Below are 20,465 nucleotides of genomic sequence, written 5' to 3'. Positions count from 1 at the left end.
CCGCAAGAGGGCCCGGCGCACGGCCGCCGTCACCCCGCCCACCGCACCCGGTGCTCCGCCAGATGTGCCAGCACCGAATGGTTCGCCTCCCAGCCGTCCGGGAACTTCACCGTGACGCCCAGCTGCACCGGCTCCGTCGACGGGTGCTCGTCCAGCAGCTCGGCGACGCCCGCCCGGCACACCACGATGCAGGCGTGCCGGTGGCGCGAGGTCAGCACGCAGAGCCGGCCCGTCTCCAGGTGGAAGGCCGTGGCGTCGGGGCGGCCGGAGAGCGGGTGCAGGACCACCGTCACATCGAACTCGCGGCCCTGGAGCCGGTTCGCCGTGTCCACCGCGACGCCCGTCACACCCAGCTCCGCGAGCGCCGCCCGCACCGCCGCGGCCTGGTCGCGATGGGCGGTGCCGACCGCGACCCGGTCCGCCGTCACCGGCACCGGGTCCGGCGAGCGCTCGCTGGTCGCCGCGCCGCCCCGGTCCAGCAGCCGGCGCACGACCAGGGCCACCGCACGCACCGCCTCCGGGTCGGTGCGCGGGGTGTGCCGGGCCGGGAGCTCCAGCAGGCCCCAGCCGGACTCCGCGGCCTCGTCCAGCACCCGGTCCGGGGCCGAGCCGTCGGACGCCACACCGAACGACAGCCGCCGGTCGCCGTGGTCCGTACCGCTGCGGAACGGGGTGTACGGGTAGAACGCGTCCGAGACCAGCGGCGCGGCGGAGGCGGGCAGCCGCCACGACACCGGCAGCCGGTGCTGCGGCAGCCGGGGGTTGTGCGCGAGCAGCGTGGAGACGGCGCTCGCCGACGGGTCGTACGAGAGCCCCGCCCACTGGTCCGCGCCGACGATCGAGAACGGGTCCAACTGGCCCGGATCGCCGACGAACAGCGCCCGCTCGAAGAGTCCCGCGACGGCCAGCAGCGCGTCCGAACGCATCTGGTACGCCTCGTCGACGATCGCGTGGCCCCATGGCTCGACGTTCTTCACATGCGCCCACTTCGCGGCCGTCGAGATGACGACGTCGAGCCCCGCGAGATCGGACGCCTTGGCCGACTTCCGTACGTTGGCCAGCCCGTCCAGCACCTTGTCGTACGGGTCGGTGTCATTGCTGTGCAGCCGGCCGACCGGCAGCCCCGGATCCTTCTCGGCCAGCCGCACCACCAGGTCGTCGACCTGGGCGTTGGTCTGCGCGACCACCATCAGCGGACGCCCGGCCGCCGCGAGTTCGAGCGCGGCGCGCACCACGAGCGTCGACTTGCCGGCGCCCGGCGGGGAGTCCACCACGATCCCGCGCTCCGTACCGCCCAGGGTGTCGGCGAGGATCGCGTCGGTCGCCCGCGCGGCCTGGGCGCCCGGGTCGAATACGGCCGTCACAGAAGGTCCTCCGAGGTCACGGGGTCGGGGCTCTCGGCCTGCCCGGCCGCACCCGGCGGGCCGCCGTGCGTCCAGGGCGTCTGCTCCGGGTCCGGCAGCTTCGGGCCGCCGCGCTGATCGTGCTCGAAGAGCGTCCAGGCGATCCGGTCACCCGGCTCGGGCACCGAACCCGGGGCCGGCTCCTTGCTCCGGCCCATCCGGTCGAGGATCCGCAGCACCAGCGGGGGCGCGCCTCCCTCCTCCGGCTCGGCGTACCCCACGAACTCGGCGGCCTGCGGCCTGCCCTCCAGCGAGCGGTACACCTTGGTGCGCTCGCCGAGATGGGGGTGCTCGTCCGTGCGGACCGTGACCAGCGGGCGCGGCGAGGGGCGCTTGGACTCGCTGTACGCCATCACCACCTCCGTCACCTCGGCGACGAACGCCTCACCGGCCAGCCGCCGCCCGGCCAGCACCAGCGGATCGTCCAGCGCCTCCTGGGCCTCCAGCTGGGCCTGAGCCGTCTCCCGCGAGGCCAGCTTCTGCGCCGCCGTCACCGCGTCGTCCCGGCGCGGCTGCGGCGGCTCGCCCGAGCGCACCCGGTCCCGGTGACCGGTGAACGACCAGCGGTCCCTGGTCCAGCGGTCCTCGGCCCTGGCCCCCTCGGGGAGCTCCCTCAGCAGATCGAGCCCGCGCCACACCGCGTCCCACGTCGGCCGCGTCACCCCGGCCAGCAGGGCCCTGATCTCACGCTCGGCCGCCGTCAGTTCGCCGAGCCGGGCATCGGCCGCAAGACCGTCCTCGGCGGCCGCGAGCGAGGTCCGCGCCCGGTCGTACTTCTCGATGGCGGGCGCCAGCAGCCGGTTGTCGAACGCCGGGTCCGTGGCCGGGCCGGCCGGCGGGCACAGCAGCTGCCCCTCGCCGTCCCGCTCCAGCTCCGCGCGGAGCGCAGCCGAGGTGCCCGACTCGCCCGCCGGGGCGTCGATCCAGGCCAGCAGCGCGCCCAGGTGCTGGTCCTCCAGACTGCTCTGCCCGGTCGCCCAGTGCCGGTTCAGCAGATCGGTCGCGGCGAGCAGCAGCGAGGAGCCGGGCACCCTGGCCCGCTCCCCGTAGTGCGTCAGCCAGCGGCCCAGCAGCGGGACCCGGGCGGGCGCGGGGTACGGGGTGTCGGGGTCCTCCTCGGCCGTGCGGCGGAACCGCATCGAGCGGCCCAGCAGCCGGACGAACTCGATGCCCGCCCGGCTCGGCACGATCAGCTGCGGCGCGTCCGCGCACAGCTCGACCTCGACCTTGACCTTCTTCCCGGTCTGCGGATCGGTCTCGTTGCGCTCGGCCGGCTCGACGACGTCCTCGTACGCCTCGATGTGCGGCAGCACCGCCTCGGCCAGCTCGGCGAGGAACGCGAACCGCAGATCCCGGTCGCGCGGCTGCGAGACCGTCAGCAGCCGGGGCGCCTCCCGGTCGGTCCCGACGAGCGCGCCCAGCGGGGCGCCCGCCTCACCGGCCGTGGTCAGCGGAACCAGCACGAGGGGCCGGTCGGTGAGATGGCGGTGCAGGACCGTGGCCGTCGGCCGGGCCCGGCCGCTCTCCACGGCTTCCAGCCGGGCCAGGGTGCTGATCAGCGACATGCCGGACCGCCCGTCAGCGCCTCGGCGCGCAGGGCCGCCGCGCGCCGCAGCGCCGCGACCGTCGGATCCGCCGGGTCGCCCTCCTTGCCCGCGGCGGCCGCCAGCACCTCGCCCACCGTGGTCAGCCCGCCGAGCTCACCGCGCACACTCCGCCCCAGCGCCTCCACCGCACCGGCCTCGCGCGCCTTCGCCCGGCAGTGGAAGGCCAGCTCGCAGGCGGCCAGGCACTCCGGGGCGTAGGCCGCGCCGACCGATTCGACCGCGGCGTCCAGCTGTTGCCGGGGGCACTCAGGGTCGAAGGTGGTGCCCTCGGGCAGGGCCGCCGCGATGTCCTCGATCCGGGTCAGCCTGGTCAGCTGGCGGCGGGTGACCGCGCGCTGCTTGCGTACGTCGACGACCGAGGCGGTGGGCAGGTTGGAGAAGTCCTTCGGGCAGACCAGCAGCACCCGGTGGCCCACCTCGGCGCCCTCGGTCAGCTCCGCGATCCGCTCCAGCGCCAGCACGTAGACGGCGGACTGCCGGGCCGCCGCGCCGACCTTCGCCGCGTCGGCCGAGCCGTCGACCATGGGGAAGGACTTGATCTCGACGACCGTCCACGTGCCGTCGGGGTGCACCGCCACCGCATCCGGCTCCAGATAGGCGGGGGAGCCCGCCACCTCCAGGGCCAGCATCGGGTGGTCCAGCAGCGCCCAGCCGCCCGCCTCGGTCGCCTCCCGCAGCGCCAGCGCCGTACGCGCGGCGCGGCCCTCGGGGCCCGCCGCCGTCAGATCGGGCACCGAGATCTCGCGCGGCGCCCCGTCATCGCCGCCGAGGCGCTCGTACAGCAGCCGCATCAGCTCCGTGCCCCCGTCGGCCTTGACCTTGGCCTCGAAGGCGTTGCCCCGGACGAAGGCGAACTGCGACTGGCCGAAGGGGGCCGGGGAACCGAGCGCCGCGGCCAGCGCGGCCTTGTCCACCCCGGCGCCGTCGAGCAGGGCGCGGCGCCGGCAGCCGGGGTTGGCGGCGAGGGCGGCCAGCGCGCGGGCGTCCAGCGGGCGGGGCGGGACGGCCGGTCCCCGCAGCTCAGCGAGCCGCTGCCGGAGTGTCGTCCCCCGCGGCTCCCGCTCCCGCGGGGGCGGCGGTGTCGGCCCGGGGTGGCCGACCGGCCGAGGCGTCTGCGTCGGCCGATGCCGCGGCATCGGTGGAGTCTGCGGAGGTGGTCCGCTGGCCAGGGATTCGCTCACCCGCGGAAGTCTTGCATCCGGCACTGACAATCGGGGACTCCGCGACCGGGGCGACCCGCGGGAAGCGGGCTCCGACCCGGTCCGCCAGCCGCATCACGGGCCGGGCCAGCAGGGCTCCGACGCCCATCACGGCGGCGCCCGCGACCGCGTCGAGGAAGTAGTGGTTGGCCGTGCCCATCACCACGAACGTGGTGATCACGGGGTAGGCGATGCCCGCGGCCCGCATGTACGGGTTCTTGCTGTGGCGCCAGAGCAGGATTCCGCACCAGAGCGCCCAGCCGACGTGCAGGCTCGGCATCGCCGCGTACTGGTTGGTCATTCCGCCCATGCCGCGCGGGGCGCTGGCCTCCGTGCCCCACCAGCCGTACGAGCTGTACTGCGCCATCGTGTCGACGAAGCCGTGTCGGGCCTCCAGCAGCCGGGGCGGGCAGGTCGGCATCAGCGTGAAGCCGATCAGGCCGAGCAGCGTGGAGGTCATCAGCCAGGTGCGGGCCCGGCGGTACACCTCCTGGCGGCGGCGGAAGAGCCAGACCAGGACGGCCGGGGTGACGAGGTAGTGCAGGGACGCGTACGCGAAGTCGGAGGGTATGCCTATCGAGGGGTGCGCGGTGAACAGCCGGTTGAGCGGATGTTCGAAGTTGATGTGGAGCGCCTTCTCCAGGCGCAGGATGCTCAGTCCGTGGTCGACGGCGGTGGACACGTCGCCGCGCACCACCAGCCGGCCCGCCGAGTAGGCCCCGTACACCAGAGCCAGCAGCGGGAGCTCGGCCCACCAACGGGGCCGCGGGGGCGGCACGGGCGCGGTGCTGGCATGCTGCATCCGGAATTTCTCCATCATGTGTTCATGCGACCGAAGGCGGGCGTTCAACCGTACGGTGCGGCTCGGTCGCGATTCCCCCGGGGTCCTTCCGGGGCGCCCGGTGCGCGCAGATTTCTCCGCGCAGAGTGGGACGCCGGTTCGGCCCGGGAGGTTGCCTCGCGATCACGTGCGCGATGATGGGAAAACCGGATGATCCATGTCGTCTCGATCGCCGGCCTCAGATCTCAGTTCAGGGAGAGCCGTCATGGCACCGCGTATCCTGCTCGCCCGGCACGGCCAGACGGAATGGTCCGTCAAGGGCAATCACACCGGCAGGACGGACATCCCGCTGCTCGACACCGGCCGGGCGGGCGCGAAGCTCCTCGGCGAGCGGCTGCGGCGCGGGCCGTGGGCGGAGCTGCCGGGCCTGGAAGTGCGCACCAGCCCGTTGCTGCGGGCCAGGGAGACCTGCGAGATCGCCGGATTCGCGGACCGGGCCGAGCCGTGGGACGCGCTCATGGAGTGGGACTACGGGGCGTACGAGGGGATGACCCCGGCCGAGATCAAGGCGATCCGGCCGGACTGGTTCATCTGGCGCGACGGGGTGCCGGAGGGCGAGACCCTGGCCGAGCTGTCCGCCCGCGCCGACGAGATCGTGGAGTGGGCCCGCTCGGCCGACCGCGATGTGCTGGTCTTCGCCCACGGGCACATCCTGCGGGCGCTGGGGGCGCGGTGGCTCGGCGAGGACGTGTCGTTCGCGGCGCGGATCCGGCTCGACCCGACCTCGCTCTCGGTGCTGGGCTGGGCGTACGGGGCCCCCGCGATCGAACGCTGGAACGACACGGGCCACCTGGACCGTTAGGACCTACGCGGAGGCGGCGGCCTCAGCCGCCTCCGCGTACCGCTCCAGGAACTCCCGTACCTCCGCCACGCACCGCTGCGGCTTCAGCACCCCCACCGCCTGCGCCAGCATCGCCCGGATGCGGGTCGACTGGACGCGGTCCAGCAGGTCGAGCACCTGATGGCCGGCCGCCGCCGCCTCCGCGGCCCGGTCCGCGTGGGCCAGGTCCCAGGTCAGCTCGGCCCGGTACAGCGCGTGGTTCCGGGTGAAGTGCGGGTCCTGGAGCCGGGTGGCCCGCAGCGCGTGCCGGGCCGCCCGCGGCCAGTCGCCCAGCGCCGACCAGCACTGCGCCTCCAGCATCTCCAGCTCCGCCTCCCGGAAGAAGGTCATCCACTCCGGATCGGCGTCGCACGGACCGCGCCCGAACGCGGTGTGCGCCCGGCCGAGCGCCCACTCGCAGCCCGTACGGTCCCCGAGCCCCGCCCGGCCGCCCGCCTCCCGCAGCGCGAGCAGCGCCAGCAGCCGGGGCGAGCCCAGCGGCTGCGCCGCCCGCTGCGCGGCCTCCGCCGCCCGCACCGACTCGCGGGGCCGCCCGGTGTCCCGGGCCAGGAACGACGCATTGCAGAACGCATGCGCCTCCAGCGCCGGATCACCGGCCACCCGTGCGGTGGCGAGCGCCTCCGCGTAGTGCGAGCGGGCGTCCTCGAACCGGCCCGAGTCATGGGCCAGCCAGCCCGCCGAGATGGCCAGTTCGCCCGCTCCGGCATGCAGTCTGTCGGCGGTGGAGCGCTTGGTGGCCGTCCCGGAGTCGAGCAGCGCGTACGCCGCCCGCAGCGGCTGGAACGCCTTGCGGTACAGGCCGTCGCCGCCGTGCCGGTCGTCGAGCAGCCGGATCTGCCGCACCGCCTTCTCGACGGCGCTCACCTCGCTCTCGCCGACCCGGCGCGGGTCGGGCGGGGCGGTGGCGGCAGCGGCGGCGGATGCGGAGCCGAGGCCCAGGCCCAGGGTCGCGGCCGCCATCGTGGCGGTGCCGCTCGTCATGAATACGCGACGCAGCACGTCGCTCTCCTCGTCGGGGTCGCTGTGGAGCGTAGGGGGCGGTGGGGTTTCGGCGGTGACCCGCGCTCCCCGGCCGCGTACGGTTTCGCGCGGCGAGAAGCCCAGGTCCGCCAGGGTCGTTCCGGGGAACATGTGCAGGAAAACCCGTTCGTACGCGTAGTTGGGGCAGCGGATCTCCCCGGACTCCACGCGTCCGATGTACCGGGCGTCGCACGCGACCTGCTCGCCGATCTCACGGGCCGATCTGCGTACCGCGGCAGCGAACTCCCCGGCGGAGCGCTGTCCGCGCAGCCGCCGGAAGGCGAGGTTGGGCACTGCCCCTGTCGACACCATGGGCGGGGACCTCTCTTCTGCAGCTCTTCTGCAGCCGGGCTTCCTGCTTCCGGTGTCCCGGCGGAGCAAGAACGTACCGGTTGTGACGAGGTACACACGCGGCGTTTGCCAATAAAGCGGGCATCTCGCCCACGATCTGCCATGAACTGCCACCCTTTGCGGCGGCGTGGCACCGTAGCCCTTGACGCTGTCGGGGCGTTGGTCCATGAGGAGACGGAATCCGGCTCCGCCCGGCGATGAGAGGAGAGGTCCCTTGTTGCATCTCGGCACGGAGACCGACTCGCGTACGACTGCGACGACCCCGGCCGCGACGGTTGCCCCGGCGCCCACCACTGCCACGGACGGCCACGGCGGCGAACCCTGCGACCTGGTGACCGTCCCGGCCCGCCAGGGCCTGGAGGCCGTGGACATCCTGCGCCGGGACGCCGAGCAGGACATCGGCCCGGTCCTGCACGACGGCGCCTGCGACACCCTCGGCTTCCTCGTGCCGCCGGGGACCGCCGAGGCCTGGGACGTACCGGGCAGCGCCTGTACGCAGACCGCCGGCCGCGGGCTTCGCATCCCCGCCGAGCCGCCGGTCACCGGCAGCGGCTGGCTGCTGCCGCCCGAGGACGACGCCCCGGTCACCGACCCGGCGGTGCTGCGGGCCGCACTCGACGAGGCGGCCCGGCTGATCGAGGCGGCCGACAACTGCCGCTGACCGCCGCTTCCTCGCCCGCGCGCCCATAATGGGCAGGTGGGCGGGTTTCCCCGGCACGGCCGGTTCCCTACCGGTCCGGAGCGAAGAGCAGTGAGCGGGCACGAGCAGCGGTGGCACGTCGAGGAGCGTCGAGCGGAGGTGCGGGCGCCCGTAAGCGGTCCGACCGCAAGGCCGGGAACAGGGCCGCGAACGCGGCCGAGGAGAAGACCGGGGGCAGGGCCGAGCGCGGCGCCGGGCGCGGCGGGCGCAGGGCGGAGCCCCTCGCCGAACCGGTGGACGGCTCCCTCGCCGAGCTGGTCCCCGACCGGGAGCGGCCGCGCGCCTGGACGCTGACGCTGGACGGCGCCCCGCAGTCCCATGTGGATCTCGACGACCCCACGTTCCTGTCCTTCGAGTACCAGCGCAGGATCGGCCACATCGCCGATCTCGTCGCACCCCCCGGACAGCCCCTGCACGTGGTGCACCTGGGCGGCGGCGCGTTCACGCTCGCCCGCTACATCGCGGCGACCCGGCCCCGCTCCACCCAGCAGGTCGTCGAGTTGGACGCGGCGCTCGTCCAACTCGTCCGCCGGGAACTGCCGCTGGACCCGCAGGCCAGGATCAGGGTCAGGGCCACCGACGCCCGCGCCGGGCTCGGCAAGATCCAGGACGGCTGGGCGGATCTCGTCATCGCCGATGTCTTCAGCGGGGCCCGTACCCCCGCACACCTCACCAGCACCGAGTTCCTCGCCGAGGTCCGCCGGGTCCTGAAGCCCGGCGGGAGCTACGTCGCCAACCTCGCGGACGGGCCGCCGCTGACCCATCTGCGCGGCCAGATCGCCACCGCGGCCGCCGTCTTTCCCGAGCTGGCCCTCGCCGCCGATCCGACCGTGTGGCGCGGCCGCCGCTTCGGCAACGCCGTGCTGCTCGCCTCGGACCTGCCGCTGAAGGTCGCGGAGCTGACCCGCCGGGTCGCGACCGATCCGCACCCCGGACGCGTCGAACACGGGCGGGCGCTCGCCGACTTCACCGGCGGCGCGGCGGCGGTGAGCGACGCGGACGCCAAGCCGTCCCCGGCGCCGCCCCCCTCGGCCTTCGGATAGGCGTTGACGGCCGGTCAGACGATCTCGACCTGCGGCGGATTGGTCGTTCCAGGTGCGAGGGCCCGGCCGCCGAGCAGACCCGGGCGCCGGTCGAGCAGCTGGAGCACGAGGTCGAACGGTTGGCCCGTTGGGCTGCCGCACACATCTCGCCCGAGGCGTACGCGATCGATGACGTGGGCTTCCCCGAGGACGGCTACGACTCGCCGGGGGTGGCACGGATGTACTTCGTCGCGCTGGCCAAGCGCGGCAGCTGCCAGATCGGCGCCGGCGTCAACCGGGTCAGTGACCGCGCTTCAAGCGGCGAGGCCCCGCCGGCCACCTGGCTCGGCAGGGCCCCGGACAGGTCAGTTCTTGACCGGCCACTCCAGCACTTCGTTGGAGAAGCCCTGGCTCAGTTGGACTGCGGCGGCCTTCTGGCCTTCGGGGATGAGGAAGGCGGTGCAGATCTTCTCGGACTGCCCCGCGCTCAGCTTCTTCAAGGTGTCCGGCTCCGGGCAGTTCGGCCACTTGGCATCGCCCATGATGACGATGAGGGCCCTGGTGCGCTCGCCCTTGTCCGTCTTGACGACCAGGCCGCTGTCCATGTCGCCGACTTCCATGGACTTGCCGCTCTTGTGGGTGAGGGTGGACCACACGTACACGGGGACCTTGGGGTCCTTGTCCTTGGCCTTGTCCAGGCCGGAGTTGTCCATGTCGGCCTTCGTTCCGGTCTGCACCTTGGTGGGCGTCACCGTGAACTTGCTGCCCTTCGACTCCTTCATGGTGCTTTCCTGCGGCGGGCTGGCCTCGCCCAGGCGGTAGGTCGTACTGCCGTCCGAGGAGCCGGAGCCGGAGCTGCGCCGGCCCTTCCCCGAATCCGAGTCGTTGCAGCCGGCCAGCGCCACAGCCAGCGTAAGGGCGCCCACCGCCGCCGGCACAGCACGAGTCCACGTGCGCATATTTGGTTCTCCCCGTTTGAATCGTTCCCGTTGAGCCGTGCCGGGCGGAGCTGCCCCCACAGCCGGGTCATAGTTCAGGCGCACGTTACAGACAGGGCGGAACCGTCCGCTCGCGGGGGTGCCCCTATGGGTCTGGGCCACGTACCCAACCGCGCGGCCCGCGCGCTCGCCGCGAACCCGCACGGACACGATCGCCCTGGTGGTGCCCGAGCCGGAGCCCTGCTTCTTCGCCGAGCCGTACTTCTCCGACATCGTCCGCGGTGTCGGCGCGGCGCTCGCCGACACCGACACGCAACTGCTGCTCACCCTCGTCGGCAACGACCGCGAGCGCCGCCGGCCGGCCCAGTACCTGACCGCGCACCGCGTCGACGGGGTGCTGCTGGTCTCGGTCCACGCCGACGACCCGCTGAGGAGGGCTCAGACACGAGAAGGGCCCCGGTCCGAAGACCGGGGCCCTTCTCTTCAGGGTGAGTAACGGGACTCGAACCCGCGACATCCTGGACCACAACCAGGTGCTCTACCATCTGAGCTATACCCACCATGCCCGGTCTTTTTCTGACCGGCCGAGAAAAAGTGTACAGGGTCCGAGAGGGTGCTCGCTCCCCAGTTGTTCAGCCGCTGATCCCGACCCCCGAAAGGGTTATGACCAGCGGCTTCACAAGGTCCTACGGCGCGGGCGGCGCGACGTGCGCCGCGATGGCCTTCGCGCGCTCCGAGTCCGGACCGGGCTGCGGCACGAAGACCGCCTCGCGGTAGTAGCGCAGCTCCGTGATCGAGTCACGGATGTCCGCGAGCGCCCGGTGGTTGCCGTTCTTGGCCGGACTGTTGAAGTACGCCCGCGGGTACCAGCGGCGCGCCAGCTCCTTGATCGAGGAGACATCGACGATCCGGTAGTGGAGGTAGCCCTCCAGGGCCGCCATGTCCCGTGCCAGGAAACCGCGGTCGGTGGAGACGGAGTTCCCGCAGAGCGGGGCCTTGCCGGGCTCCTTCACATGCTCGCGGACGTAGTTCAGCACCTGGGCCTCGGCGTCGGCCAGGGTGGTGCCCCCGGCCAGCTCGTCGAGGAGGCCCGAGGAGGTGTGCATCTGCCGCACCACCTCGGGCATGGTCTCCAGGGCCGTGTCCGGCGGGCGGATCACGATGTCCACCCCTTCGCCGAGCACGTTCAGCTCCGAGTCGGTGACCAGCGCGGCCACCTCGATGAGTGCGTCTTCCGTCAACGAGAGCCCGGTCATCTCGCAGTCGATCCACACCATGCGATCGTTCATGACCCCACCCTACGGGGCACTCCGTTGCCCCGGCAGGGTCGGGCGTCCGGTCGCGTACGGGTCGGGGCCGGGTTTCCCCTGCTCCGACTGGACCGGGCCGGCCGTCGGCGACGTGATGACATGCGGGCCCGGTGGGGTGGCCGCGGCAGCGGCGCGCCGGATCACCGCGTTGCCCTGGGCGGGCACGACGGGCTCGGTCACCGCGGCCACGGGCTCCGCGCCACCGCCCTGCGGACGGCGGGCCCGGTAGGCGGCCCGGTACGCGGCGGGGGAGGAGCCCAGCTGACGCCGGAAGTGTCCGCGCAGCGCGACCGGCGAGCGGAAGCCGCAGCGGCCCGCCACCTCGTCGACCGAGTACTCGGACGTCTCCAGCAGCCGCTGCGCCTGCAGCACCCGCTGGGTGATCAGCCACTGGAGCGGTGCGCTGCCGGTGAGCGAACGGAACCTGCGGTCGAAGGTCCGCCTGCTCATGTAGGCGCGCGCGGCCAGCGTCTCCACGTCGAACTGCTCGTGGAGGTGCTCCAGTGCCCAGGCCACGACCTCGGCGAGCGGGTCGGAGCCGATCTCCTCAGGTAAAGACCTGTCGAGATAGCGCTCCTGACCGCCACTGCGCCGCGGCGGCACGACGAGCCGGCGGGCCAGTGCCCCGGCGGCCTCCGTGCCGTGGTCCGTGCGGACTATGTGCAGACAGAGATCGATCCCCGCCGCTGTCCCGGCGGAGGTGAGCACATCGCCGTCGTCGACGAAGAGCTCACGCGGATCGACGTGGACCGACGGGTAGCGCTTGGCCAGCGTCGGTGCGTACATCCAGTGCGTGGTCGCCGGGCGGCCGTCCAGCAGGCCGGCGGCGGCGAGCACGAACGCGCCGGTGCACAGACCGACGATGCGTGCGCCCTCCTCGTGGGCGCGGCGCAGCGCCTCCAGCGCCTCGGCGGGCGGTGGCGAGGTGATCGAACGCCAGGCGGGCACCACGACGGTGCCGGCCCTGCTGATCGCCTCCAGCCCGTAGGGCGCGGTGAGTTCGAGTCCCCCGGTGGTCCGCAGCGGTCCTTCTTCCCCGCCGCAGACGAGGAGTCGGTAGCGCGGAACTCCCGCGTCCTGGCGGTCGATTCCGAACACGGAGAGCGGGATCGAACTCTCGAAGATGGGGCCGCCGCTGAACAGCAGCACGGCGACGACCTCTCGTCGTCGACGGCCGCTGAGCTTCCGTACGGCCTCCGTAACGGCGGCGGAGTCCTGGCTCATGACGCTAAGCCCCCCTCGGTGTTCGCGTCTCCCTGGTCCTTACGGGCCTGTCGCACCTGCACTGTTCCCCTCGGTCCTGCACGAGTTCCCCAGACATTCGATACCCAAGATCGAATCTACTGCGTCCCGTGGTGCCGGCGTGACAAGTTCACCAACCGGCGCTATGTCGACAAGGCAACTTGGCGGGAAGCATTCGATCACGAAGCGTTTCATCCGGAGGGCGTGCAGGGAAGTGCGCCGTGCGTTCATGGCCCGTCCCCGTTGGGTGGAAGCGTACCGCGCGGTCTCTTCCTGCCTGGTGACAAGGGGGTTGATCGGCCAATTCGGCAAGGAATGGGCACGGGTATGAAGTTGGCTGAAAATAGATGGTTGTGCATACGTGATTCGGTCATTGAACCGGCGCACAACCCGGGTGATCAACCGCTTCTTTGCGCCCCCTGGGCAGGTCGGACGACTGATCGTACGGAACGGCGCGATGGCAACCGGCAGCGACCGGATTCCGCCCGACGGGCCGGTGTCGCCCCCCCCGGCCGTGAGGGGCCGCCGGGAACGGGGCGGACGGTCCGGAGCGGGCGCGGTGTGACTCCGGGGGGCCGAGAGGTCCGGATGCCGACCCGGCGGTCGGTGACGGGCCGGTGATCCACTCCGCGGCCGCCTCGGGGTGCGGGGGCCGCGCTCGCGGCCCGGAGGGACGACGGATCCGGCTCCGTCCGGTCACCGAGGGCAGCCGTCCGGGCCCGCTGCGTCGGTGTACGGCACAAGCGGCATTGCCATACGGGTCCGCCTCGGGCATGCTCCGTGAAACGTCGCACGCGCTTTGCGCGGGTCTGGGCAGTGGAGGAGTGGCGCCGTACCCTTGGGGGTAAGGGGTTGGGAAGTTGATTCCCGGACACCGCAACACCGCCCGCTGACGCACCTTCCCCAAGTCGCTCTCCTCACGAGGACTCTCTTCGCCGAGACACCGATGGCCGGTCACGAAATCCCCGAACCCGCCGACCGCAAGCAGGTAGCCGACCCCATGTCGGACCCGCAGGCGGTCGAAGAAACACGTCACTCCTGCGATCCCGCGTTCCGTCACGGGGTCGTCGTCGGCTTCGACGGCTCGACCTCCAGCGAACGCGCCCTCGCCTATGCCATCGGGATGGCCCGAAGATCAGGTTCCGGCCTGATCATCGTCCATGTCGCCAACCGGCTGCCGACCACGGTCTGGGCAGGCTGCGAGCCGCCCGTCTTCGTGGACGTGCCCGACCACCGCACCGAGGTGCTCGGCCTGGAGCTCGCCTGCGCGGACTATCTCTCCGAGGTGCCCTGGGTGCTCGTCGAGCGGGGCGGGGACATCTGTCACGAGCTGGAGGAGGTCGGCCGGGAGTACTCGGCCGACGCCATCGTCGTCGGCTCCACGCACGGCATCGTCGGCCGCATCTTCGGCTCGGTGGCGGGGCGCCTCGCGCGGCGTGCGCAGCGCCCCGTCGTCGTCATCCCCTGAGAGCCTGTCGGGTGAGCCCCGGCGCCCCGCCGGCCCCCTCCGCCACTCCCGCGACCCGTAGGTCGGCTCTCGTTCGACATGGCGTCAACTCGCCCGCGTAAACCGGCAATTCATGCACTCGTCGGCGGTTTCGGGGCCGCCCCGCGCACGCCGGTTCAGCGTTTCGTGCGCCGGGGCCGCCCCGTGCACGGGCCTACTCGACGGTGACGGACTTCGCCAGGTTGCGCGGCTTGTCGATGTCACGGCCCATGGCCAGCGCCGTGTGGTACGCGAAGAGCTGGAGCGGGATGCCCATCAGGATCGGGTCCAGCTCGTTCTCGTTCTTCGGCACGACGATGGTGTGGTCGGCCTTCTCCTGCACCTGGTGGGCGACGGCGAGGATGCGGCCGCTGCGGGCCTTGATCTCCTCCATCGCGGCGCGGTTCTTCTCCAGCAGGTCGTCGTCCGGCACGATCGCGACCGTCGGCATCGCGGGCTCGATCAGCGCCAGCGGCCCGTGCTTCAGCTCGGAGGCCGGGTACGCCTCCGCGTGGATGTACGAGACCTCCTTGAGCTTCAGCGAGGCCTCCCGGGCGACGGGGTAGCCGCGCACGCGGCCGATGAACATCATCGACTTGGCGTCCGCGTACTCGGCCGCCATCTTCTTGATCTCGTCCTCGTTCGCCAGGATCTCGCTGATCTGGGCGGGCAGCCTGCGCAGCCCCTCGATGATCCGCTTGCCGTCGGCGACCGACAGGTCCCGGATCCGGCCCAGGTGCAGGGCGAGCAGCGCGAACGCGACGACCGTGTTGGTGAAGCACTTGGTGGAGACGACGCAGACCTCGGGGCCGGCGTGGACGTACGTACCGCCGTCCGCCTCCCGGGCGATCGCCGAACCCACCACATTGACGACACCGAGCACCCGGGCGCCCTTGCGCTTGAGCTCCTGGACGGCGGCCAGCACGTCGTACGTCTCGCCGGACTGGGAGACCGCGACGTACAGCGTGTCCGGGTCGACGACCGGGTTGCGGTAGCGGAACTCGGAGGCCGGCTCGGCGTCCGCGGGGATGCGGGCGAGCTCCTCGATCAGCTGGGCGCCGATCTGGCCCGCGTGGTACGAGGTGCCGCAGCCCAGGATCTTGATCCGGCGGACCCCGCGCGCCTCGCGGGCGTCCAGGTTGAGGCCGCCCAGGTGCACGGTGGCGAAACGGTCGTCGATCCGGCCGCGCAGCACCCGGTCGACGGCGTCGGCCTGCTCGGAGATCTCCTTGTGCATGTACGTGTCGTGGCCGCCCATGTCGTACGACTCGGCCTCCCACTCCACGGTGGTCGGCGTGGCCGTCGTGGACGAGCCCTCCGTGGTGTACGTACGGAAGTCGTCGGCCTTGAGGGTGGCCATCTCGCCGTCGTCCAGGGTGACGACCTGGCGGGTGTGGGCGACCAGCGCGGCGACGTCCGAGGCGACGAACATCTCCTTCTCGCCGATGCCGAGCACCACCGGGGAGCCGTTGCGGGCGACCACGATGCGGTCGTTGAAGTCGGCGTGCATGACGGCGATGCCGTACGTGCCCTCGACCGAACGCAGCGCCTCGCGGACCTTCTCCTCCAGGGTGTCCGCCTGGGCGCGGGCGATCAGGTGGACCAGCACCTCGGTGTCGGTCTCGGAGAGGAAGACGAAGCCGTCGGCGACGAGCTTCGCACGGAGCTCGGAGGCGTTGTCGATGATGCCGTTGTGGACGACGGCGACCTTGTTCTCGGCGTCCAGGTGCGGGTGCGCGTTCTCGTCGCTCGGGGCGCCGTGGGTGGCCCAGCGGGTGTGGGCGATACCGGTGGTGCCGGTGAAACGCTTGGGGACGCGGGCCTCCAGCTCGCGGACCCGGCCCTTCGCCTTCACCATCCGCAGGGTGGCGGGCTTGCCGGCCGACGCCTTGCCGGTGATGACGATGCCCGCGGAGTCGTAACCCCGGTACTCCAGCCGCTGCAGCCCTTCCAGCAGCAGCGGAGCCACATCACGCTTCCCGATATATCCGACGATTCCGCACATGTATTCTCTGCCCCTCCATTGACGTACCTGTGGTGCCCGTTGCTCAGCCGTAGACGATGCGGCGCAGCTGGCGGAGCGAGAGCTCCGGCGGCGCGACCGCCCGGTGCGGCAGCTCGGCCGCGATCCGCTCGAAGATCTCCGCGTTGACCAGGCCGCCGGACTGCAGTTCGCGGTGGCGGCGGCGGACGAAGTCGTCGGTCGTCTCGTCGAAGTACGCCAGCACGTCGAGGATCACCCGGGCGGCTTCACCGCGCTGGAGCGCGGTGCTGCGCACCAGGTGATCAATGAGGTCGTCATGCGACGGGCGGCGTTCGAGCACTCGTTGATATTGCGATGGTCGGGGCGCTTACGCAACAATTCTGCCCGATATCGGGCAGGCTCGGGTGTGATTGCGGTCTCGGGCCGCCTACAGGCGCTTGAGGACGGCCTGCTTGGCGGCGGTGAACTCGTCGTCGGTGAGGACCCCGGACCGGTGCAGCTCGCCCAGCTCGCGCAGCCGGCGCAGCAGCGCGTCGTGATCGTCGCCGTCCGGGGCGGCCGGGGCGGCCGGGGCCGCGATTTCGGCGGGCGCGGTGCTCGTGGCGGCCGGGCCCGCCGCCTCGGGCAGCCGCACCAGGACCGCCGCCGCGACCAGGACCGCCGTGTACTCCTTCTTGGACAGCCCCCACAGATCCAGCGAGTACGGGTCGTGCTCGGCCTTCGGGGCCGACGCCGGGCTCTCGCTCCGTACGAAGGTCAGGTGCCCGTTCTCCAGACCGATGGCGGGCAGCCACCGCACATCGGTCACCTCCGACACCGGGAACGTGACCGGACCGCCCGAGATCTTGGCCTCATTGGCCTTCCAGTTCCAGGTGAGGCGGACGGTCTCCCCGTCGAACGAGGCCGTGCCGTCCCCGCCGCCGCCGGCGACCGGCACCGCGGGCCCCGGCAGCAGGAAGCCGTCCACCGCGCCGGTCGGCACCTGCTCGACCAGCAGGGCGCCGCGCACCTCGTCGACGAAGTACTCCGCCACCCCGTTGCGGTCCTTCTCCACGGCCAGCTGGTACGGGTCCGCGGCATCCTTGAGCCGGCCGCCGGCCGCGCGCAGGACCGGGCACGCGCCGTCGCGCAGCCGCAGTCGCAGCCGACCGCCCTTGCGGTCCGGTTCGAAGGAGATGCCCGCCAACGCCCGCAGCGGGACCACGCATTCGCCCAGCTCCTGCCGGAGCGGATGGATGCCCTTGCCCCGGCCCGGCACGATCCGCACCGCTTCGCCGTCGAAGGTCCAGGTCCCGTCGCGCTGGATTATTTCCGCCATGTGGCAGATTCTCTCAGCCGCGGAACGGGGGAGTGGTCTACACCTTGACCATCCGTGGGGCGCACGATACGCATGGTGATGGTTCGGTTGCTCAGGAGACCCACAGGTGTGAACCCGTCGAAAGGGATCCGGCTCGTGAGACTGCACAGGACACAGCGCACCGCACTGCCCCGCCTCCTCGGCTCGCTGCTGCTCGTCACGGCGGCCGGGATCTCCGGTGTCGGCGCGGCACCGGGGGGAGCGGCGGCGAACAGCGGCCCGGCCGCCGCCCCGCCCCGCCCGCTCGGCCAGATCGTGCCCGCCCCCGCCGAGGCGAAGCCCGGCGGCTCCCCGTACACCATCACCGCGGACACCAGGATCCGCGTCGACGGCTCCGGCGAGGCCCGGAAGGTCGGCGACTACCTGGCGGGCGTGCTGCGCCCGTCCACCGGATACCCGCTGCCCGTCACCGGCGACGCGGGCAACGGCATCCGGCTGCGTCTAGACCCCCGCAACGGCGAACTGGGCGCCGAGGGCTACAGCCTGAAGTCCGGCCGGGGCTCCGTCACCATCACGGCACGCGGCCCCGCGGGGCTCTTCCACGGCGTCCAGACGCTCCGTCAACTGCTCCCGGCCGACGTGGAGAAGAGGAGCCCCCAGAAGGGTCCGTGGACGGTCGCGGGCGGCACGGTCACGGACGCGCCGCGCTACGCGTACCGCAGCGCGATGCTCGACGTCTCCCGGCACTTCTTCTCCGTCGCCGAGGTCAAGCGTTACATCGACCAGCTCGCCCTCTACAAGATGAACAAGCTCCATCTGCATCTCTCCGACGACCAGGGCTGGCGGATCGCCATCGACTCCTGGCCGCGGCTCGCCACGTACGGCGGGCAGACGGAGGTCGGCGGCGGCCCCGGCGGCTACTACACGAAGGGCGACTACAAGGAGATCGTCCGGTACGCGGCCTCCCGCTATCTGGAGGTCGTGCCGGAGATCGACCTGCCCGGCCACACCAACGCGGCACTCGCCTCGTACGCGGAGCTGAACTGCGACGGGGTCGCGCCGCCGCTGTACACCGGCACCGGTGTCGGCTTCAGCTCGCTCTGCGTCCCGAAGGCCGTCACGTACGACTTCGTGGACGACGTGGTCCGTGAGCTCGCCGCGCTCACCCCCGGCAAGTACCTCCACATCGGCGGCGACGAGGCGCACTCCACCAGCCACGAGGACTATGTGGCCTTCATGGACAAGGCGCAGGCCATCGTCGGCAAGTACGGCAAGACCGTGGTGGGCTGGCACCAGCTGACCGGGGGCACGCCGGTGAAGGGCGCGGTCGCCCAGTACTGGGGGTACGACCGGACGGGCGCCGCCGAGCGCAAGCAGGTCGCGGACGCCGCCGCGAACGGCACGAAGCTGGTGCTGTCCCCGGCCGACCGCAGCTACCTCGACATGAAGTACGACAAGGACACCGAGCTGGGCCTGGCCTGGGCCGGCTACGTCCCGGTCCAGCGCTCCTACGACTGGAACCCGGCGACGTACCTGGCCGGTGTCCCGGAGGAGTCGGTCCTCGGTGTCGAGGCGCCGCTCTGGTCGGAGACCCTGACCGACAGCGACGAGATCGAGCAGATGGCGTTCCCCCGGCTCCCCGGGGTCGCGGAGCTCGGCTGGTCGCCCGCGGCCACGCACGACTGGAACGCGTACAAGGTGCGGCTGGGCGCGCAGGGGCCGAGGCTCTCGGCGCTCGGCGTCAACTACTACCGGGCGCCGCAGGTCCCCTGGGCCGCCGAGTGAGCTGACCGGGGCCGTCCGGCGACCGCGCGCCTCCGGTCGCCGGACGGCCCCGGTGCCCGCGCTCCCCCCGCCCCGGCCGTCGCCGCTCACCAGACCAGGACTCCGCCGCCCACCGACCGGGCCCGCAGCGCGGCCCGGGTGATGTCGGCGAGCCGGGCCGCCACGTAGTCCTCCCGATAGCCGCTGTGCACGCCGAGCTCCGCCGTGTGCCCGCGCAGCAGCTCGCACTCGGCGAGGAACTCCTCGATGTCCTCCGGCTGTACGTAGAGGTCGTCGGCGGCCAGCCCGGGAAGGAACCGGGCCCCGAGCGCACGGGCGTGCTCCGAGCCCCAGAGCTTGGTCCGGCTGCTCTCGAAGCCGGCCATGTCGCTGCCGTCCTCGGGGTCGTCGAGCAGCCGCGGCTTCCCCGGCTCGTCGTACACGAAGGTGTGCACCAGCAGCGTCATGCCCCGAACTCCGCCCGGCAGCCGTCGAGTCCCTCGACCGTGACCTCGACGCTCCGGCACTCCTCCCAGCGCGCCCGGTCCATCTGCAGCTGTTGCAGGGTGACCGGCGCTCCCCGCACGGCGGCGACCGTGAGGCCGTTCGGCAGATAGCCGAGCCGGTGCGAGACGCCCAGCGAGCGCGGGTTGTCGGTCATCGCGGCCGACACCGCGGTCCGGGCCCCGAGGCCGGCGAAGGCGAGATGCAGGACGGCGGCCCGCATCTCGGTGCCGATGCCCCGGCCCTGGTGGGCCAGGCCCAGCCACGACCCGGTGCTGACCTGGCCGGTCACGGCGAAGTCCTTCGCCGTCAGGTCCTGCCGCCCGACCACCCTGCCCTCGTACAGCACGGCGAGGCTCAACGCCCAGTCCCGGACCGACCAGTCGGCGACGGTGGACAGCACATGCCGGAACACCGCCCTGCCGCGCTCCTCGGGCGGTACGGCGGTCCAGGGGACCGTGAACGGCATCTCGCCCGGCGCGTGCACCCCGTCGGCGGCGACCGATGCGAGGTCGTCCAGCAACTCCAGGTCGGGGAGGCGTAGTTCCAGGCGGGGCGTGCGGAGGCGGAGCCCGTACAGGGGCCAGTGCTGTGGCTTCATCGGATTCCTCCGTGGATACTCCGCCCTCCAGGGCGGAGAGGAAACGGACTCCTGCGGAGCAGGGCAAGGAGCGGAGTTTCGCCCCCAGGGCGAAAGGCCGTGCTGTGACCCGCAGGTTTGATCTTAACTCGCGGCATCACTAGTTTGTGAGCGTGACCACGAGCCGTGTGAAGCGGGCGTTCAAGTACCGCTTCTATCCGACTGATGCGCAGGCAGCCGAGCTGTCGCGCACGTTCGGTTGCGTGCGGAAGGTCTACAATCTGGCGCTCGCCGCCCGCACGGAGGCATGGGTGCGGCAGGAGCGGGTCAACTACAACGCTACGTCGGCGATGCTGACGGCGTGGAAGAAGACCGA

19 protein-coding genes, 1 tRNA gene and 2 pseudogenes are annotated in these 20,465 nt (G+C 72.2%); 8 read left to right on the top strand and 14 right to left on the bottom strand.

From position 1 onward, the window contains the following. Positions 1–29: 29 nt before the first annotated feature. Genes BT364_RS35000 through BT364_RS34985 form a run of 4 tightly spaced genes read right to left on the bottom strand, consistent with a single transcriptional unit; the run spans position 30 to position 5,011 of the window. On the bottom strand, positions 30–1,364 hold the full coding sequence (locus tag BT364_RS35000) for an AAA domain-containing protein (RefSeq protein ID WP_072489229.1): 1,335 nt from the start codon (positions 1,362–1,364) through the stop codon (positions 30–32). Next, positions 1,361–2,968 (bottom strand): hypothetical protein, encoded by a 1,608-nt coding sequence (locus BT364_RS34995; protein WP_072489228.1) that lies wholly within the window; start codon positions 2,966–2,968, stop codon positions 1,361–1,363. The genes BT364_RS35000 and BT364_RS34995 overlap by 4 nt, the downstream gene beginning before the upstream one ends. Continuing rightward, complete coding sequence (locus BT364_RS34990; protein WP_072489227.1) at positions 2,959–4,146, bottom strand: hypothetical protein; 1,188 nt, start codon at positions 4,144–4,146, stop codon at positions 2,959–2,961. Before BT364_RS34990 ends, BT364_RS34995 begins: the two co-directional genes overlap by 10 nt. Continuing rightward, entirely contained in the window at positions 4,031–5,011 is a 981-nt protein-coding gene (locus tag BT364_RS34985; RefSeq protein ID WP_072489256.1) for a phosphatase PAP2 family protein, read from the bottom strand. The genes BT364_RS34990 and BT364_RS34985 overlap by 116 nt, the downstream gene beginning before the upstream one ends. 244 nt (positions 5,012–5,255) lie before the next feature. Between BT364_RS34985 and BT364_RS34980 the strand changes: the two genes are divergently transcribed. Next, a complete protein-coding gene (locus tag BT364_RS34980) occupies positions 5,256–5,852 on the top strand; it encodes a histidine phosphatase family protein (protein WP_072489226.1) in 597 nt (198 codons plus the stop codon). A 3-nt stretch (positions 5,853–5,855) separates the two neighbouring features. Here BT364_RS34980 and BT364_RS34975 read toward each other — a convergent pair whose 3' ends face one another. Continuing rightward, positions 5,856–7,223 carry an NsdA family TPR-like regulatory protein gene (locus BT364_RS34975; RefSeq protein WP_072489225.1) on the bottom strand — a complete coding sequence of 456 codons (1,368 nt, stop codon included), beginning with the start codon at positions 7,221–7,223 and terminating at the stop codon, positions 5,856–5,858. 253 nt (positions 7,224–7,476) lie between these two features. Between BT364_RS34975 and BT364_RS34970 the strand changes: the two genes are divergently transcribed. The 3 genes and pseudogenes from BT364_RS34970 to BT364_RS44640 form a co-directional block, all read left to right on the top strand. Beyond that, entirely contained in the window at positions 7,477–7,923 is a 447-nt protein-coding gene (locus BT364_RS34970; RefSeq protein WP_177328364.1) for a hypothetical protein, read from the top strand. A gap of 110 nt (positions 7,924–8,033) precedes the next feature. Then, the gene (locus BT364_RS34965; RefSeq protein WP_177328363.1) at positions 8,034–9,005 is read left to right on the top strand and encodes a spermidine synthase; all 972 of its coding nucleotides are present in this window, start codon (positions 8,034–8,036) and stop codon (positions 9,003–9,005) included. A 110-nt stretch (positions 9,006–9,115) separates the two neighbouring features. Continuing rightward, positions 9,116–9,304 (top strand): annotated as a pseudogene (locus tag BT364_RS44640) (transposase); the annotation flags it as partial. Between the two features lie 45 nt (positions 9,305–9,349). Here the strand turns inward: BT364_RS44640 and BT364_RS34960 are convergent. Beyond that, on the bottom strand, positions 9,350–9,943 hold the full coding sequence (locus BT364_RS34960) for a hypothetical protein (RefSeq protein WP_072489223.1): 594 nt from the start codon (positions 9,941–9,943) through the stop codon (positions 9,350–9,352). Between the two features lie 69 nt (positions 9,944–10,012). On the opposite strand from BT364_RS34960, the pseudogene BT364_RS34955 reads away from it, so the two are divergent. Then, positions 10,013–10,352: pseudogene (locus BT364_RS34955) on the top strand (LacI family transcriptional regulator); the annotation flags it as partial. Between the two features lie 57 nt (positions 10,353–10,409). Here BT364_RS34955 and BT364_RS34950 read toward each other — a convergent pair. The 3 genes from BT364_RS34950 to BT364_RS34940 form a co-directional block, all read right to left on the bottom strand. Further along, positions 10,410–10,482 (bottom strand) — tRNA-His (locus BT364_RS34950). A 126-nt stretch (positions 10,483–10,608) separates the two neighbouring features. Next, a complete protein-coding gene (gene orn / locus BT364_RS34945; RefSeq protein ID WP_072489222.1) occupies positions 10,609–11,211 on the bottom strand; it encodes an oligoribonuclease in 603 nt (200 codons plus the stop codon). A 9-nt stretch (positions 11,212–11,220) separates the two neighbouring features. After that, positions 11,221–12,456: a helix-turn-helix domain-containing protein gene (locus BT364_RS34940; RefSeq protein ID WP_072489221.1), complete on the bottom strand. Its 1,236-nt coding sequence runs from the start codon at positions 12,454–12,456 to the stop codon at positions 11,221–11,223. Between the two features lie 964 nt (positions 12,457–13,420). Between BT364_RS34940 and BT364_RS34935 the strand changes: the two genes are divergently transcribed. Next, positions 13,421–13,942 (top strand): universal stress protein, encoded by a 522-nt coding sequence (locus tag BT364_RS34935; protein ID WP_072489220.1) that lies wholly within the window; start codon positions 13,421–13,423, stop codon positions 13,940–13,942. A gap of 193 nt (positions 13,943–14,135) precedes the next feature. On the opposite strand, the gene glmS is transcribed toward BT364_RS34935, so the two are convergent. The 3 genes from glmS to BT364_RS34920 form a co-directional block, all read right to left on the bottom strand. Then, a complete protein-coding gene (glmS, locus tag BT364_RS34930; protein WP_072489219.1) occupies positions 14,136–15,965 on the bottom strand; it encodes a glutamine--fructose-6-phosphate transaminase (isomerizing) in 1,830 nt (609 codons plus the stop codon). Positions 15,966–16,008: 43 nt separating this feature from the next. After that, the gene (locus tag BT364_RS34925) at positions 16,009–16,284 is read right to left on the bottom strand and encodes a hypothetical protein (RefSeq protein ID WP_072489218.1); all 276 of its coding nucleotides are present in this window, start codon (positions 16,282–16,284) and stop codon (positions 16,009–16,011) included. An 87-nt stretch (positions 16,285–16,371) separates the two neighbouring features. Next, entirely contained in the window at positions 16,372–17,262 is an 891-nt protein-coding gene (locus tag BT364_RS34920) for a DUF4429 domain-containing protein (protein WP_072489217.1), read from the bottom strand. Positions 17,263–17,397: 135 nt separating this feature from the next. On the opposite strand from BT364_RS34920, the gene BT364_RS34915 reads away from it, so the two are divergent. Beyond that, positions 17,398–19,026, top strand: coding sequence for a beta-N-acetylhexosaminidase (locus tag BT364_RS34915; RefSeq protein ID WP_072489254.1), 1,629 nt, complete (start codon positions 17,398–17,400; stop codon positions 19,024–19,026). Between the two features lie 86 nt (positions 19,027–19,112). On the opposite strand, the gene BT364_RS34910 is transcribed toward BT364_RS34915, so the two are convergent. Beyond that, positions 19,113–19,472 carry a hypothetical protein gene (locus BT364_RS34910; protein WP_072489216.1) on the bottom strand — a complete coding sequence of 120 codons (360 nt, stop codon included), beginning with the start codon at positions 19,470–19,472 and terminating at the stop codon, positions 19,113–19,115. Further along, a complete protein-coding gene (locus tag BT364_RS34905; RefSeq protein ID WP_177328362.1) occupies positions 19,469–20,110 on the bottom strand; it encodes a GNAT family N-acetyltransferase in 642 nt (213 codons plus the stop codon). The genes BT364_RS34910 and BT364_RS34905 overlap by 4 nt, the downstream gene beginning before the upstream one ends. A 152-nt stretch (positions 20,111–20,262) precedes the next feature. Between BT364_RS34905 and BT364_RS34900 the strand changes: the two genes are divergently transcribed. Next, the coding region (locus tag BT364_RS34900; RefSeq protein ID WP_177328361.1) for a helix-turn-helix domain-containing protein at positions 20,263–20,465 on the top strand (203 nt) is incomplete at its 3' end.

It is taken from the genome of Streptomyces atratus, assembly GCF_900119365.1.
Classification (GTDB): Bacteria; Actinomycetota; Actinomycetes; order Streptomycetales; family Streptomycetaceae; genus Streptomyces; species Streptomyces atratus_B.
Note: the sequence above shows the minus strand (reverse complement) of the source record. Positions and strands in the feature narration are given on the sequence as shown.

Bases quoted from the DNA above. Each gene is read 5' to 3' on its own strand.
- BT364_RS34940 (WP_072489221.1), bottom strand. From the start codon at position 12,456: ATGAGCCAGGACTCCGCCGCCGTTACGGAGGCCGTACGGAAGCTCAGC.
- glmS (WP_072489219.1), bottom strand. From the start codon at position 15,965: ATGTGCGGAATCGTCGGATATATCGGGAAGCGTGATGTGGCTCCGCTG.
- BT364_RS34975 (WP_072489225.1), bottom strand. From the start codon at position 7,223: ATGGTGTCGACAGGGGCAGTGCCCAACCTCGCCTTCCGGCGGCTGCGC.
- BT364_RS34960 (WP_072489223.1), bottom strand. From the start codon at position 9,943: ATGCGCACGTGGACTCGTGCTGTGCCGGCGGCGGTGGGCGCCCTTACG.
- orn (WP_072489222.1), bottom strand. From the start codon at position 11,211: ATGAACGATCGCATGGTGTGGATCGACTGCGAGATGACCGGGCTCTCG.
- BT364_RS34990 (WP_072489227.1), bottom strand. From the start codon at position 4,146: ATGCCGCGGCATCGGCCGACGCAGACGCCTCGGCCGGTCGGCCACCCC.
- BT364_RS34980 (WP_072489226.1), top strand. From the start codon at position 5,256: ATGGCACCGCGTATCCTGCTCGCCCGGCACGGCCAGACGGAATGGTCC.
- BT364_RS34910 (WP_072489216.1), bottom strand. From the start codon at position 19,472: ATGACGCTGCTGGTGCACACCTTCGTGTACGACGAGCCGGGGAAGCCG.
- BT364_RS34920 (WP_072489217.1), bottom strand. From the start codon at position 17,262: ATGGCGGAAATAATCCAGCGCGACGGGACCTGGACCTTCGACGGCGAA.
- BT364_RS34985 (WP_072489256.1), bottom strand. From the start codon at position 5,011: ATGCAGCATGCCAGCACCGCGCCCGTGCCGCCCCCGCGGCCCCGTTGG.
- BT364_RS34905 (WP_177328362.1), bottom strand. From the start codon at position 20,110: ATGAAGCCACAGCACTGGCCCCTGTACGGGCTCCGCCTCCGCACGCCC.
- BT364_RS34995 (WP_072489228.1), bottom strand. From the start codon at position 2,968: ATGTCGCTGATCAGCACCCTGGCCCGGCTGGAAGCCGTGGAGAGCGGC.
- BT364_RS34935 (WP_072489220.1), top strand. From the start codon at position 13,421: ATGGCCGGTCACGAAATCCCCGAACCCGCCGACCGCAAGCAGGTAGCC.